General features: G+C 69.5%; 13 protein-coding genes. 11 read left to right on the plus strand and 2 right to left on the minus strand.

Annotation, left to right across the window (positions count from 1 at the left end):
• Positions 1-62 precede the first annotated feature (62 nt).
• Positions 63-530, plus strand: coding sequence for an Rrf2 family transcriptional regulator (locus DEIMA_RS09705; protein ID WP_013557078.1), 468 nt, complete (start codon positions 63-65; stop codon positions 528-530).
• Between the two features lie 45 nt (positions 531-575).
• Here the strand turns inward: DEIMA_RS09705 and DEIMA_RS09710 are convergent, their stop codons facing one another.
• The gene (locus DEIMA_RS09710) at positions 576-1,793 is read right to left on the minus strand and encodes a cytochrome P450 family protein (RefSeq protein ID WP_013557079.1); all 1,218 of its coding nucleotides are present in this window, start codon (positions 1,791-1,793) and stop codon (positions 576-578) included.
• 194 nt (positions 1,794-1,987) lie between these two features.
• Between DEIMA_RS09710 and DEIMA_RS09715 the strand changes: the two genes are divergently transcribed.
• From DEIMA_RS09715 to DEIMA_RS09750, 8 genes are all read left to right on the plus strand, one after another.
• Positions 1,988-2,404, plus strand: coding sequence for a DUF4395 domain-containing protein (locus tag DEIMA_RS09715; RefSeq protein ID WP_148234941.1), 417 nt, complete (start codon positions 1,988-1,990; stop codon positions 2,402-2,404).
• Between the two features lie 14 nt (positions 2,405-2,418).
• A complete protein-coding gene (locus DEIMA_RS09720) occupies positions 2,419-3,969 on the plus strand; it encodes a nitrite/sulfite reductase (RefSeq protein WP_013557081.1) in 1,551 nt (516 codons plus the stop codon).
• Entirely contained in the window at positions 3,966-4,511 is a 546-nt protein-coding gene (gene cysC, locus DEIMA_RS09725) for an adenylyl-sulfate kinase (RefSeq protein WP_013557082.1), read from the plus strand. The genes DEIMA_RS09720 and cysC overlap by 4 nt, the downstream gene beginning before the upstream one ends.
• A gap of 2 nt (positions 4,512-4,513) precedes the next feature.
• Positions 4,514-5,182, plus strand: coding sequence for a phosphoadenylyl-sulfate reductase (locus DEIMA_RS09730; RefSeq protein ID WP_013557083.1), 669 nt, complete (start codon positions 4,514-4,516; stop codon positions 5,180-5,182).
• 90 nt (positions 5,183-5,272) lie between these two features.
• Positions 5,273-6,430, plus strand: coding sequence for a sulfate adenylyltransferase (gene sat / locus DEIMA_RS09735; protein ID WP_013557084.1), 1,158 nt, complete (start codon positions 5,273-5,275; stop codon positions 6,428-6,430).
• Positions 6,431-6,551: 121 nt separating this feature from the next.
• Positions 6,552-7,532 carry an ABC transporter substrate-binding protein gene (locus DEIMA_RS09740; RefSeq protein WP_013557085.1) on the plus strand — a complete coding sequence of 327 codons (981 nt, stop codon included), beginning with the start codon at positions 6,552-6,554 and terminating at the stop codon, positions 7,530-7,532.
• Positions 7,529-8,347: an ABC transporter permease gene (locus DEIMA_RS09745; RefSeq protein WP_013557086.1), complete on the plus strand. Its 819-nt coding sequence runs from the start codon at positions 7,529-7,531 to the stop codon at positions 8,345-8,347. The genes DEIMA_RS09740 and DEIMA_RS09745 overlap by 4 nt, the downstream gene beginning before the upstream one ends.
• A 25-nt stretch (positions 8,348-8,372) precedes the next feature.
• Positions 8,373-9,113 (plus strand): ABC transporter ATP-binding protein, encoded by a 741-nt coding sequence (locus tag DEIMA_RS09750; protein WP_043817276.1) that lies wholly within the window; start codon positions 8,373-8,375, stop codon positions 9,111-9,113.
• Between the two features lie 46 nt (positions 9,114-9,159).
• On the opposite strand, the gene DEIMA_RS09755 is transcribed toward DEIMA_RS09750, so the two are convergent.
• A complete protein-coding gene (locus DEIMA_RS09755) occupies positions 9,160-10,236 on the minus strand; it encodes a GTP pyrophosphokinase (RefSeq protein WP_013557088.1) in 1,077 nt (358 codons plus the stop codon).
• Between the two features lie 330 nt (positions 10,237-10,566).
• On the opposite strand from DEIMA_RS09755, the gene metH reads away from it, so the two are divergent.
• Positions 10,567-14,205 (plus strand): methionine synthase, encoded by a 3,639-nt coding sequence (metH, locus tag DEIMA_RS09760; protein ID WP_013557089.1) that lies wholly within the window; start codon positions 10,567-10,569, stop codon positions 14,203-14,205.
• Complete coding sequence (locus DEIMA_RS09765; protein ID WP_013557090.1) at positions 14,205-14,957, plus strand: methylenetetrahydrofolate reductase; 753 nt, start codon at positions 14,205-14,207, stop codon at positions 14,955-14,957. Before metH ends, DEIMA_RS09765 begins: the two co-directional genes overlap by 1 nt.
• Positions 14,958-15,019 lie beyond the last annotated feature (62 nt).

Consider the following 15,019-nt stretch of genomic DNA (forward strand, 5'->3'; position numbering starts at 1 on the left):
CGACCGCCCCCGTTGGGGGCGGTTTTTCATCGTGCCCAGCGGGACGCGCTACACTCGGGCATATGCGCCTTTCGACCACGGATGTCTATGCGTTTCAGGCGCTCGCGTACCTGGGCATGCAGGGACCGGACCGCTGGATCGCCAGTGAGGAGATCAGCGAACAGACGGGCGTCGCACGGCCGTATCTCGTGCGGATTCTCGCGGCACTCGCGGCCAAGGGCGTCGTGAAGAGCAAGAAGGGCATCGGCGGCGGGTACGCGCTGGCACGCAAGCCGCACCTCGTGAGTCTGTGCGAGGTGGTGCGCGCCATTGACGGGCCGGTCGCGCCGCTGTCGTGCATCAGCCTGAACTGGCGGGAGCCGTGCCCGGAGCAGGACCGCTGCCACGCGCGCAACACCATCTACACCCGCATGCGCGACGCGATGCTGACGGTGCTGCAGGATTTCAGCGTCGCGGACCTCGTGCAGGACCGCACGGCGGGCGTGGATTACCACTACTGTCTGGGGCACCTGCTGAAACCGAACGCCTGAACGTCAGGGCCCGCCGGCACCTCGGCGGGCCCTGACGCTGTGGGCTTACCAGCGCACGGGGAGATGCCAGAGGCCGCGGATGAGCATGCCGGGGCGCCACTGGAGCTCTTCGGGGCGGACGTCGAGACGCAGGTCCGGGAAGCGCTGCAGGAGCGTACCGATGGCCACCTGCCCTTCAAGGCGGGCGAGGGGCGCGCCGAGGCAGTAGTGGATGCCGTGCCCGAACGCGACGTGGCGGTTCATGGCGCGGGTGATGTCGAGGTCCTCGGGGCGTTTGAAACGCTCGGGGTCGCGGTCGGCGCTGGCGATGACCACGAGCACGGCCTCGCCGCGCGGGATGGTGGCGCCGCCGAGCTGGACGTCCTCGGCGGCCCAGCGCATGGTGGACGTCTCGACGGGACCGTCGTAGCGGAGGAGTTCCTCGACGGCGCTCTCGATGAGGGTCGGGTCGGCGCGCAGGTGCGCGAGCTGGTCGGGGTGGGTGAGCAGCGCGAGGGTGCCGTTGCCGATCAGGTTGACGGTCGTTTCGTGCCCGGCGACGAGCAGCAGGAACATCATGCTGAGCAGTTCGTCCTCGTTGAGGGCGTCGCCTTCGTCGGTGGCGTGGATGAGTTCGCTGGTGAGGTCGTCGGTGGGGCGCGCGCGTTTCTCGGCGATCAGGTCGCGGAAGTACTGCGTGAACGCGACGAGGTCGTCGGCGGTGCTCTGGAAGGTCTGCGGTTCGAACGGGTTGACGGACACGATGATGTTCGACCAGGTGCGGAAGCGTTCGCGGTCCTCGTGGGGCACGCCGAGCATGTCGCTGATGACGGTGATCGGCAAGGGGAACGCGAGCTGTTCGATCAGGTCGCCCTGGTTGCCTTCGGCCATGCGGTCGATGAGGTCGTCGGCGATGGCCTGCACGCGGGGCCGCATCTGTTCGACGTAGCGGGGCGTGAAGGCGCGGCTGACGAGGCGGCGCAGGCGGGTGTGGTCGGGGGGGTCGCTGGAGAGCATGTGGTGGCTCAGGACGCGGAAGGCTTCGCGGCCGCGGGGCAGCTGGCTGAGCGCTTCGGGCGGCATGGCGCTGGCGGGGTTCTTGACGAGGCGCGGGTCCTTGAAGGCGGCGATGACGTCGTCGTAGCGCGTGACGAGCCAGAGGGGCCGGCCGTCGGGAAGGGTTTCGCGGCGGACGGGCTGGGTGTCGCGGAAGTGCGCGTAGGTGGGGTACGGGTCGGTTTTGAAGGCGGCGCTGAACAGGGGCGGATGCGTGGTGTGGCTCATGAGCCCTCCTTGGACCGTCCTATTGAACGCCTGCGGGTGCGTACCTGGGCGTGAAGTTCGTGAGGGAGAGGTCAAGGGGAAGTAAATGGACTGGGTCCGGTCAGGAAAGGTGTTCTAGACACTCCTGCTTAGTTGACGAACTTTGTCCGTTGAATTGGTTTACACTTTTGGTCGACTATTCCACGGAGGCCCACATGACCGACCAGACCGCCCTGAAATTCAACCAAGTCACCGTCGTGAGCCTCACGACCCTCGCGCTCGTCACGCGAATGCCTTGGCTGATGGCCGGTCTGGGCGCCGCCATGCTGCTCGGCGCTCTCCGTCCCCAAACTGCCCCGCTCCGCGCCGCGTACCGCGCCCTCTCCCCCATCCTGCGCCTGCGCGCGAACACCGTGCAGGACGACCCACGCGCGCACCACTTCGCGCAGGGCGTCGGCGGCACCTTCCTGCTCGCCAGCGCCCTCGCCGGCCTTGCGGGCCTGCAGGTCCTGAGCGCCCTCCTCGGCGTCACCGTCATCGCCCTCGCCCTGCTGAACCTCACCACCCGCATCTGCGTCGGCTGCCTGATGTACTTCCAGTGGCGCATGCTGCGTTACCGCCTCACCCGATAACTCCCGGAGACCCCATGAGCGACATCGAAACCCTCAAAAAAGAACTCCCGCCCTTCCAGATCTTCGACCTGATCCCCCAGTACGCGCAGCAGGGCTTCATCGACCCGGAAAAGATTGACCTGCTCAAATGGGCCGGCGTGTACCCGCAGCGCCCGCAGGAAGACGGCTTCCTAATGATGCGCGTAAAGGTCCCCACCGCCGAATTCAGCGCCAGCACGCTGCGCGGCATTGCGGGCATCGCCGAGGACTACGGCCGCGGCTTCCTCGACGTCACGGACCGGCAGGCGTTCCAGTTCCATTACCTGCGCATTGAGCACATCCCCGCGATCTTCGAGCGCCTTGAAGCCATCGGCCTGCACACGAAGGGTGCGTGCGGCGACACGGTGCGCGCCGTCATCGCCTCGCCCCTCGCGGGCCTCGACGCGCGCGAGGTGATTGACGTGCGCCCCATCGCGGCCTCCATGGAAGGCAGCCTCAGCGGCAACCCGGACTTCCAGGACCTGCCGCGCAAATTCAAGATCAGCCTCACTGGCACGCCGGAACTCGAAGGCATCCACCTTATCAACGACATCGGCTTCCTCGCGCACCGCGTGAACGGCGAGGTCGGCTTCGACGTGTGGGTGGGTGGCGGCCTCGGCGCGGTCGCGCACCTCGCCAAACGCCTCGGCGTGTTCATCCGCCCCGAGGAGGTCGTGGAGGTCGGGCAGGCCATCACCGCCGCGTACCGCGACCACGGCTACCGCCAGAACCGCAAGAAGAGCCGCCTGAAGTTCCTGATCAAGGACCTCGGCGTAGAGAAGTTCCGCGAGATCGTCGAAAACGAGTACCTGGGCCGCAAGCTCACGGACGGCCCGCAGGCGCCCGTCGCGCGCTTCGGCGGCAACGACGTGCTCGGCGTGCAACCCCAGAAGGACGGCCTGAACTACGTCGTCATCAGCACCACCGTGGGCCGCATCAACCCCGAGAAGGCCCGCGCCCTCGCGGGCCTCGCCGAACGCTACGGGCAGGGCATGCTGCGCACCACGGCCTTCCAGAACATGATGATCCCGCACGTGCGCGCCGAGGACGTCGAGGCGCTCACGCAGGCCCTCGCGGCGCTTGACCTCGCGCCGAAGATCACGCTGCGCGGCACCACCATCGCCTGCACCGGCACGCAGTTCTGCCGCCTCGCACTCACCGAAACCAAAGCGCGCACCGCCGGCCTCGTCGACCAGCTCGAAGCGAAGTTCGCGGACCTCGACGTGCCGTTCACCATCAACCTGACCGGCTGCAGCAACGCCTGCACCCGCTACCAGGTCGCGGACCTCGGGTTCATGGGCGCCCTGCGCGGCGAGGAAGAAGTCTACAACGTGCACCTCGCGGGCAGTATCGGCCAGGCGCAGCGCACCGGGAACAAGCTCAAGGGCGTGGTGCCCGCCGTGCGCCTCACCGAGTACACCGAAGGCGTCCTGCGTGACTTCCGCGCGCACAAACTGCCGGGCGAGAGCTTCGTGGAGTACGCGGACCGCGTGGGTCACGAGCGCTTCACGCCCGACGCGGTCCTCAACGCCGTGGTGAGCGCATGACCGCCACCGAACCCCGCCCAGCCGCCGTGACGGGACACGGGCGCGTCGTGTGGTTCACGGGCCTGTCTGGCGCGGGCAAGAGCACCCTCGCGGGCGCCCTGCGCGACGAGCTCGAAGCGCGCGGCGAGCGCGTGGAACTCCTCGACGGCGACGCCGTGCGCGAGAACCTCAGCAAGGGCCTCGGGTTCAGCCGCGAGGACCGCGACACCAACGTGCGCCGCATCGCGTTCGTGGCGGGCCTGCTGGCGAAACACGGCGTGACCGTGCTCGTCAGCGCCATCAGCCCCTACGCGGACACGCGCCGCGAGGCCCTCCAGGCACTCCCGAACGCCCTGGAGGTGTTCGTGGACGCGCCGCTGGACGTCGTGACGGAACGCGACGTGAAGGGCCTGTACGTGCGGGCGCTGCGCGGCGAGATTCCGCACTTCACGGGCGTCAGCGACCCATACGAGGCGCCCGAACAGCCGGACCTGCACCTGCGCACCGACCGCATCAGCGTCCGCGAGGGCGTGGACCAGCTGCTCGCGCGCCTGGGAGGGTGAGCATGACCGTACTGGAACGCCCGAACTTCACGCCGGACACCGACCCGCGCGACGTGATCCGCTGGGCGCTCGCGCAGCACCCGGACGCCCTGATGCCCAGCGCGTTCAACCTGAACGGCGTCGTCCTGCTGGACCTCGCCGTTCAGGCCGGGTACCGCGGCGAGGTGGTGTTCGTGGACACCGGCTACCACTTCCCGGAAACGCTGCGCACGCGGGACGCCCTGCGTGAACGCTACCCGAGCCTGACCTTCGTGACGTTGCACCCCGCCCCGGACGCGCCGCAGGACACGTACGCGGACGACCCGGACGGCTGCTGCGCCGCGCGCAAGGTGCAGCCGCTGCAGTCGTATCTGCGGCTGCGCGCGCCGGGCGCGCTGCTGAACGCCCGCAGCCGCGAGCAGGCCACCACCCGCGCGGACATCCCGTTCGTGGAGGACGGCGGCGCGCGCCTGCGCGTGAACCCGCTCGCGTACTGGACGCGCGAGATGCTCGAAACGTACGCCCGCGAGCATGACCTGCCCGTGAACCCGCTGTACTGGGACGGCTTCCTGAGTGTCGGGTGCTGGCCGTGTACGCGCGCCGTTCGCCCCGGCGAGGATGCCCGCGCAGGCCGCTGGGCCGGCAAGGGCAAAACCGAGTGCGGCCTGTGGGTCGGCGAGAATAAGCTGTAAGGCCGCGCCCTGCCGGGCTTTTCCTCTCTTTTTTCGCTAATAGTTGATCACTTTCATCACCCTTCTCGTTTCCTCCCCCTCCGAGGCCCCATGATCACCGTGACTGACTCCCTGCTCCCCACCCCCCTCGGCGGCACGCTCATCAACCGCGTGCGCCCCCTCCACGACGCCTCGGAACTGCGCGGCCTCCCCACGCTCGAACTCACGGACCGCGCCTACGCGGACCTGGAACTCATCGCCACCGGCGCGTACTCCCCCCTCACCGGCTTCCTCGGCGAAGCGGACTACCTCGCCGTCATCCACACCCTGCGCCTTGACAACGGCACCCCGTGGAGCGTGCCCATCACGCTGCCCATCCCCCGCGAGGACGCCCGCACGTACCGGGGCCGCGTCGTCCTCACACGCAGTGGCGCGCCCGTCGGCCTGCTCGACGTTACCGAGCAGTACGATGCCCGCAAGGCCCTCGAAGCGCGCGAGGTGTACCGCACCGAAGACGCCGCGCACCCCGGCGTCGCCGCGCTGTACGCCGCGGGCGACGTGAACCTCGCCGGCGACGTCACGCTGTTCGACGTGCCGCGCGGCGCGTTCCCGCACCACCACCGTACGCCCGCTGAAGTGCGCGCCACCATCGAGGCGCGCGGCTGGCGCAGCAGCGTCGCGTTCCAGACCCGCAACCCCATCCACCGCGCGCACGAGTACCTCCAGAAAGTCGCGCTGGAACTCGTCGACGGGCTGCTGCTGCACCCGCTCGTCGGCACCACCAAGGGCGACGACGTGCCCGCCGACGTCCGCGTGCGCGCCTACGAGGTGCTGCTCGAGAAGTACTACCCGCACACCCGCACCCTGCTGAGCGTCTACCCGGCCGCCATGCGCTACGCCGGCCCGCGCGAGGCGATCCTGCACGCCCTCAGCCGCCGCAACTACGGCGTGACGCACTTCATTGTCGGCCGCGACCACGCCGGCGTCGGCAGCTACTACGGCACGTACGACGCGCAGGAGATCTTCAGCGCGTACACCCGCGAGGAACTCGGCGTGCAGATCCTGAAGTTCGAGCACACCTTCTACTGCCGCACCTGCGGTCAGCTCGTCAGCCCCCGCACCTGCCCGCACGACGCCGCGCACCACCTCGTGCTGAGCGGCACGAAAGTCCGCGAGAAGCTTCGCGCCGGCGAGCACCTCCCCGCCGAATTCACGCGGCCCGAAGTGGCCGAGGTGCTGCGCGACGCGTACCTCGCCGCCGGCGACTGACCCTGCGCCCCTGACAGCCCCTTCATGAATTAAAGGCGCCTTCATGCGGCCTGCGTGGTCCCCGAGGAACACATCGTGTTCACTCAAAGGACCACGTTGCACACCTCAACAAGGAGACCACATGCCTGCGAAACGCACCATCCTGGCCGCCCTCACCCTCACTCTGCTCAGCGGCGCCACGGCCCAGAAGGCCACCACGGTCCGCCTCGGGTTCTTCCCGAACCTCACGCACGCGCCCGCCCTGATCGGCATCGAGAAAGGGTACTTCAAGGCTGCGTTCGGGAACACGAAACTCGAAACGAAGGACTTCGTGAGCGGCACGACCCTCACGGAAGCGTTCGCCGCCGGGCAGATCGATATCGGGTACGTCGGGCCGGGCCCCGCCATCAACGCGGCGGCGCGCGGCATGCCCGTGCAGGTCATCGCGAACGCCGCGAACGCCGGCGCGGTCCTGATCGCCCGCAAGGACGCCGGCATCAAGACGTTCAAGGACCTCGCCGGCAAGAAGGTCGCCGTGCCGTCCCTCGGAAACACGCAGGACATCAGCCTCCGCCACCTTCTCGTCGAGAACGGCCTGAAAACGAAGGACGCCGGCGGGAACGTCACCATCACGCCTGTCGCGCCCGCGGACGTCGCCGCGGCGTTCGCCAGCAAGCAGATCGACGCGACGCTCGTGCCTGAACCGTGGGGCGCGCTGCTCCAGAAGCAGGGGCACGTGCTGGTCGGGGATGAGAAGACCATCTGGCGCGGCGGGGACTACCCGACCGCCGTCGTGATCGTGAACGCGAAGTTCGCGCAGGAGAACCCGAACCTCGTGCAGGCGTTCCTGAAAGCGCACCTGCAGGCGATCACGCTGCTCAGCAAGAACCCGCCAGCCGCGCAGCTCGCCGTGAGCGCGCAACTGCAGAAGCTCACCAACCAGAAGGTCGACCCGCGCGTCCTGCAGCTCGCGCTGAAACGCACGAAATTCACCGCGGACCTGAACCTCGACGCGTTCCGGGAGTACGGCGACCTGAACAAGGAAGCTGGGTACGCGCGCACCCTGCCGGACTTCAGCACACTCGTGAACCTCGCCCCCCTGAAGAGCGCGCGCGGGAAATGACGACGGTCCTGCCCGCCACGCCCGCCCGCCCGAAACGCGGGCGGGCCCTGCTCTGGCAGGCGCTCGGCCTGCTGCTGATCCTGGTGGCGTGGTACGTCGCCACGGACGTCCTGAAGCTCTACCCCCCGTACGTGTTTCCCAGCCCGAAAGCGGTGTGGCAGGAAATCTCGTACGGCCTGTGGGGCAGTGGCCCCCAGGACGGCAAGCTGCTGCTGTCCATCGGGAACAGCCTGCGGCGCGTCGCCATCGGGTACGCCGTTGCTGTCGCGCTCGGCCTCGGGGTGGGCCTCCTGCTCGCCACGTGGCGGGGCCTGCGCGACACGGTCGGCGCGTACCTCACGGGCATCCAGAGCGTGCCGAGCATCGCGTTCGTGCCGTTTGCCATCTTGTTTTTCGGCCTGAACGAACGCGCGGTGCTGTTCGTGGTGATTCTGGAAGGGTTCATTCCCGTGGCGCTGGCGGTGTCCGGCGCGCTCCTGAACGTCCCGCCCGCGTGGCGCGTCGCGGGCCGCACGCTCGGGTCGCGGGGCCTGCCGTTCACGCTGAACGTGATGGTGCCCGCCAGCCTCCCGCACATCGTGGGCGGCCTGCGCACCGCGTGGAGTTTCGCGTGGCGCGCGCTGGTCGGCGGGGAGCTGCTGACCGCCAACCCCGGCCTGGGGCAGCAGCTCGAAGTGGGCCGCAACACCGGCAGCGTCGCGCTGGTGCTCGCCACGATCATCATTATCGGCATCATCGGGGGCGTGTTCGACGCGGTCATCCGCGTGATCGAGGCGCGCATCCGCCGCAATTACGGCCTGGAGGTCATGGCATGAGCACGACCGCGCTGGAGGTGGCATGATGAGCCTCACCATGACCAGGCCCGAAGCGACCACCGCCGCGCGCGCTCAGGGTGCGCCCCTCACCTTGGACGGCGTGACGTACCGTTACGACGGGCGCGCAGGCGTCGGTCCGTTGGACGTGCAGGTGCGCGCGGGCGAGTTCGTGTGCGTGATCGGCCCGAGCGGCAGCGGCAAGAGCACCCTGCTGGCGCTACTCGCGGGGTTCCTGGCGCCCCAGTCCGGGCGGATCCTGCTCGGCAAGGGGGAGGTGCGCGGCCCGGACCCTCGCCTGACGCTGGTGCAGCAGGAGCACGCGCTGTTCCCGTGGCGGACGGTGCTGGGGAACGTGACGTTCGGCCTGGAGGCGCGGCGGGTGCCGCGGGCGGAGCGGGTGGCGCGCGCGCAGGCGGCGCTGGCGCTGGTGGGGTTGCCGGACGCCGGGAAACGCCGCGTGCACCAGCTGAGTGGCGGGCAGCGGCAGCGGGTGGCGCTCGCGCGGGCGTTGGCGGTGCAGCCGGAGCTGCTGCTGCTCGACGAGCCGTTCAGCGCGCTCGACGTGCAGACGCGCGAGACGCTGGGCGACGAGGTGCTGCGGTTGTGGCGTGAGGCGGGCTGCACGGTGGTGTTCGTCACGCACCACCTGGATGAGGCGTTGTCGCTCGGGCAGCGGGTGATTGCGCTGAAGGACGGTGAGGTGGCGCTTGACGCGCCCGCCGCGGACCTGACGCGCGAGGAGCTGGCGCGCGTGATCCGGCAGTAACGGCCGCACGCGTGGCCGGAGGGGGCGCGCCCCCTCCGGCCGTTGGTTATTCGGCGGCGTAGGCTTCGCGGGCGAGGTGTACGAGGCGTTCGGCGCCGCCGACCTCGCCGCGCAGGTCGAGGTGGTCCACGAGGGCGGAGGCGTCCACGGCAGGGTTCGCGCACGCGCGCCATAGGGCGTAGCACACGACGCTCACGCCGGGCCGCAGGCCGCCCACGTCTGCCCAGGTGTCCGGCACCTGCGGAAGGAGGCGCAGGCCGAACGCCTCGACCTGCGGGCTGGTGCGGCGGAGTTCCTTGAGGAGCTGCCCGGCGCTGTGCACGCCGACGAGTTGCAGGACTTCCGCGAGGCGCTGTGGGCGTTCCTCGTCGAGGACGTTCGTGAGGAGCGGCACGCCGAGGCCCGCAGCGAGGCGTTCGTCATGCGTGCGGATGTCGGCGCGCGGGAGGAGGTACGACATGCTGGCCGCGTCGATGAAGACGTCGTCGGGTTCCTGCGCGATGCGGTCCGGCAGTTGCGCGGCGTAGTCGCGGACGAGCCGGTCGATGGCCATGAATTCCTCGTCGGCGACTTCGAGGAGGCCGGCGAGGCGGGAGAAGCGGCGGCGGATCTCGCGGGGGACGGCGCCGGCGGATTTGTAGCCGAGGTCGTGTTCGATTTCCGCCCAGGCGTGCTGAAGGATGCTGCGGATCTGCACTTCGAAGTGCGCGCCGCTCATGGGGCCGAGCATGGTTTCGCCGCGCGCGCCGAACCGCAGGACGTAGTGCACGCCCATGTACCCGAAGCGGTCCGGGTCGAGCAGTTTGCTTTTGTCGGCGCTGTGGTCCCAGTCGACGTCGAAGGTGCTTTCGAGCAGGCGGGAGACCTGCCACACGTCCCGCTCGAAGTACGTGATGACGCGCACGCCGACGATGTCGGTGACGTCGGCGAGGGTGCGGTACCGTCCGGGTTTGCGGCGGAGTTTGTCGAGGAGGCTGTCAGGGCGTTTGAGGCGTCCGGTGACGTGGTGGATGTTCAGGCCGGCCTGCCGCAGTTGCGCTTCGATGTCGGCGACGGCGACGTCGCGCAGGCGTTCGAACCGGGGGCGGACGGCGTGGTAGGCCTCGAGGACGCGGGACGTCATGGGTGAGGTTCATGATAAGCGTGTGGCGCGGCGGGGTCCTGCGGCGTTTCTTTGGATTTGTCTACGGCGCGTGGCGCGCGGCGCGGCGCGTGCGCTATGATGGGCGTTAACGTGCTTCGGCACGTTCCATAGCGAAGCGCCCGAGGGAACTGGCCCAGGGACGGCGCGGCAACCGGCCCTCATCGCGGCAACGGTGCTTCAAGCCAGCCCGCCTGCAAGGGGTCAACGATGACCGGGGACGGGACCGATGGAACGCCGGGGCAGCATTCGTGCTGTACGTCTTTTTGCGCGCGGGCCATCCCTGGCCCGCGTGACTGTTGTAGGTGCACAGTGACGCAACGCAACGACCGAACGCAAGAGTTACTCAGCATTGCGCGCGAGCGCATTTTGATTCTGGATGGCGGCTGGGGCACGATGCTTCAGCGCCGTGGCCTCACGGAGGCCGATTACCGCCGCGCGGAGTTCGCGTGGGACGTGCAGTACAAGGGCAACCATGACGTGCTGCAGCTGACGCGCCCGGACGTGATCCGGGAGATTCACCGCCTGTACTTCGAGGCGGGCGCGGACATCACGAGCACGAACACCTTCAGCAGCACAAGTATCGCGCAGGCGGATTACGGCCTGGCGCACCTCGCGCGGGCACTGAACGTGGCGGGCGCGCGCCTCGCGCGGGAGGTCGCCGATGAGCTGACCGCTCAGGATGGGAAGCCGCGGTTCGTGGCGGGGTCGGTGGGGCCGACGAACCGCACGGCGACGCTCAGCCCGGACGTGGAACGCCCGGAGTTCCGCGCGGTCACGTTCGACGACCTGGCGGCGGCGTACGAGGAGGCCGTGGAGGGCCTGCTGGAGGGCGGCGCGGACCTGATCCTGATCGAAACGGTGTTCGATACCCTGAACGCGAAGGCGGCGCTGTTCGCGTGTGAGGCGGTGTTCGAGCGGCTGGGGCGGCGCGCGCCCGTGATGCTGTCGGGGACGATCACGGACGCGTCGGGCCGCACACTGAGCGGGCAGACGCCCGAGGCGTTCACGGTGAGCACGGAGCACGCGCCGCTGTTCTCGCTGGGGCTGAACTGCGCGCTCGGCGCGGACCTGCTCCGCCCGCACCTGCGCGCCCTGGCGCGCAGCACGGACGTCCTCGTGAGCGTGCACCCGAACGCGGGGTTACCGAACGCGTTCGGGGAGTACGACGAGACGCCGGAGCACACCGCGGGCGTCCTGCGCGAGTTCGCGGAGGACGGCCTCGTGAACATCGTGGGCGGCTGTTGTGGGACGACGCCGGAGCACATCCGCGCGATTGCGAAGGCGGTGCGGGACGTGAAGCCGCGCGTGGCGGCCCCTCTCCCCCGTCAATTGCGCCTGTCGGGCCTAGAGGCGTTCACCGTGACGCCCGAGGTGAACTTCGTGAACGTCGGGGAGCGCACGAACGTCACCGGCAGCCCGAAGTTCTCGCGGGCGATTCTGGAAGGCGATTTCGACGCGGGCCTGAAGATCGCGCGGCAGCAGGTGGTGAGCGGCGCGCAGGTCATCGACATCAACTTCGATGAGGGCCTGCTGGACGGCGAGGCCGCGATGGTCCGCTTCCTGAACCTGCTCGCGGGCGAACCGGATATCGCGCGCGTACCGATCATGCTGGATTCCAGCCGCTGGAGCGTGCTGGAGGCGGGCCTGAAGCGCATTCAGGGCAAGGGCATCGTGAACAGCCTGTCGCTGAAGGAGGGCGAGGCGGCGTTCCTGGCGCAGGCGCGCACCATACGCCGCTACGGCGCGGCCGTGGTGGTCATGGCGTTCGACGAGCAGGGGCAGGCGGACACGCTGGAGCGCCGCACCGAAATCTGCGCGCGCGCGTACCGCCTGCTGACCCAGCAGGCGGGGTTCGCGGGGCACGACATCATCTTCGACCCGAACGTCCTGACGGTCGCGACGGGTCTGCCCGAGCATGACCGCTACGCCCTGGACTTCATCGAGGCGACGCGCTGGATCAAGGCGAACCTGCCGGGCGCGCTGGTGTCCGGCGGCATCAGCAACGTGTCGTTCAGCTTCCGTGGGAACAACGCGGTGCGCGAGGCGATGCACGCGGTGTTCCTGTACCACGCGATTCGCGCGGGCCTCGACATGGGCATCGTGAACGCCGGGATGCTCGCCGTGTACGACGACCTCGACCCGGAACTGCGCGAGCACGTGGAGGACGTGATCCTCGCGCGGCGCGCGGACGCCACCGAACGCCTGATCGAGCTCGCGGAGCGCTTCAAGGGGGAGAAGCGCTCCGCGAGCAGCAACGCCGCCTCGTGGCGGGACCTGCCGGTGCGCGAGCGCCTGTCGCACGCGCTCGTGCAGGGCATCAGCGACTTTGTGGAGGTGGACGCCGAGGAGGCGTACCAGCTGCTCGGGTCGCCGCTCGCCGTGATCGAAGGGCCCCTGATGGACGGCATGAACGTCGTCGGGGATCTGTTCGGTGCCGGGAAGATGTTCCTTCCGCAGGTCGTGAAGAGCGCGCGCGTCATGAAGCGCGCCGTCGCGCACCTCACGCCGTACCTGGAGGCGGAGAAGGCGAGCGGCAGCAGCAAGGGCCGCGTGGTCATGGCGACCGTAAAGGGCGACGTGCACGACATCGGCAAGAACATCGTGGGCGTCGTGCTCGCCTGCAACGGCTTCGAGGTGACGGACCTGGGCGTGATGGTGTCCGGCGAGCGCATCCTCGACGAGGCGGCGCGCCTGAACGCGGACGTGATCGGCCTGTCCGGCCTGATCACGCCCAGCCTGGACGAGATGGTGAACGTCGCGCGCGAGATGGAACGCCGCGGCCTGAACACGCCCGTCCTGATCGGCGGGGCGACCACCAGCCGCGCGCACACCGCCGTGCGAATCGCCCCGGCGTACAGCGGCCCGGTCGCGCACGTGCTGGACGCCAGCCGCGCCGTGACCGTCGTGCAGGACCTGCTGGGCGACCCGGACGGCTTCAAGGTCCGCGCGGACGCGGAACACGAGCGGCAGCGCGCGCGCCACGCGGACCGCACCGTGCGGCTCACGCCGCTGGACGCCGCGCGCGCGAACGCCCTGAAGCTCACGGCCCCGGCGCAGCCCTCACCGCGCGAACCGGGCCGGCAGGTGATCGAGCAGCCCCTCGGGGAGCTGCGCGCGTTTATCGACTGGACGCCGTTCTTCATCGCGTGGGAATTGCCGGGCGTGTACCCGAAGATCCTCGACGACCCGCGCGTCGGCGCGGAAGCCCGCCAGCTCCTCGCCGACGCGAACGCGCTCCTCGACCGCGCGGAACGCGAGGGGCTGCTCACCGCGCAGGGCGTCATTCGCCTCGCGCCTGCCACGCGTGACGGCGACGACATCCTCCTCGCGGACGGCACGGTGCTGCACACGATCCGGCAGCAGCGGGAGCAGCAGGGCCCGAACGTCGCCCTGTCGGACTTCGTCGCGGACGGCGGCGACCACGTCGGCCTGTTCGCCGTCACCATCCACGGCGCGGAAGCGCTCGCCGTGCAGTTCGAAGAGGCGCACGACGACTACAACGCCATCCTCACGAAGGCCGTCGCGGACCGCCTCGCGGAAGCGTTCGCGGAGAAACTCCACCGGGACGTCCGGACCCGCCACTGGGGGTACGCGGCCGACGAGCAGCTCGACCATGCCGCCCTGATCCGCGAGAAGTACGTCGGCATCCGCCCCGCACCCGGCTACCCGGCGCAGCCCGACCACACCGAGAAGCGCACGATCTTCGCGCAGCTGCGCGCCGAGGAGATCGGCCTGACCCTCACGGACAGCTGCGCGATGCTGCCCGCCGCAAGCGTGTCTGGGCTGTACTTCGCGCACCCGCAGAGCGCGTACTTCGCGGTGGGGCGCATCGGCGAGGACCAGGTGCGGGACTACGCGCGCCGCAAGGGCTGGACGCAGGCGGAAGCGGAGCGGTGGCTCGCGCCGATCCTCGCGTACACGCCGGCGCTCACCGGGGGGGTGCGCTGATGCGCGTCAGCGTGGAACTTGTCCCGCGGGACGCGGCGTCGCTCGCGGAGGAGCTCGCGCAGGTGCGCGCGCACCTGCCGGGCGTGAACACCATCAACATCCCGGACCTGTCGCGCTTCCCGCTGCGCTCCTGGGAGGGCTGCGCGCACGCGAAGGGGTGCTTTGGGGATTCTGGCCTGCAGCACGTCATCCCGCACGTGCGCGCCATCGACGTGAACCCGAACCGTCCGCTCGCCATCGCGGCGTACCTCGCGGAGCACGGCATCGACGAGGTGCTGGTCGTCACGGGGGACGCGCCCGCCGACATGAGCCGCCCGATCTACAACAACGACGCGCTCGGCGTGATCCGCAAGTTCCGTGAGGAGTTGCCGCACGTGCGGGTGTACGCGGGTCTGGACCCGTACCGTCAGGGGTTCACGCGCGAACGGGAGTACGCGCAGCGCAAGCTGGACGCGGGCGCGTGCGGGTTCTTCACGCAGCCGTTCTTCGACGTGCGCCTGATGGACGTGTACGCGGACCTGATGGACGGCGTGGACGTGTTCTGGGGCGTCACGACCGTCACGAGCACCCGGAGCCTGCGGTACTGGGAGACGCGCAACCACGCGGTATTCCCGCGTGGGTTCCAGCCGACGATGGACTGGAACCGGCAGCTCGCGCGCGACGCGTTCGCCTTCGCGCGCGAGCGGGGCGCGCACATCTACTTCATGCCGGTCCGCGCGGACGTGCGCGCGTACCTTGAGGGGATCGTGTGACCTGGGGCGACAGGTCAGGCGTGTGATCTATCCGACATACCTCCTTTGACGGACGCCGAAGG

Source organism: Deinococcus maricopensis DSM 21211 (genome assembly GCF_000186385.1).
GTDB lineage: Bacteria > Deinococcota > Deinococci > Deinococcales > Deinococcaceae > Deinococcus_B > Deinococcus_B maricopensis.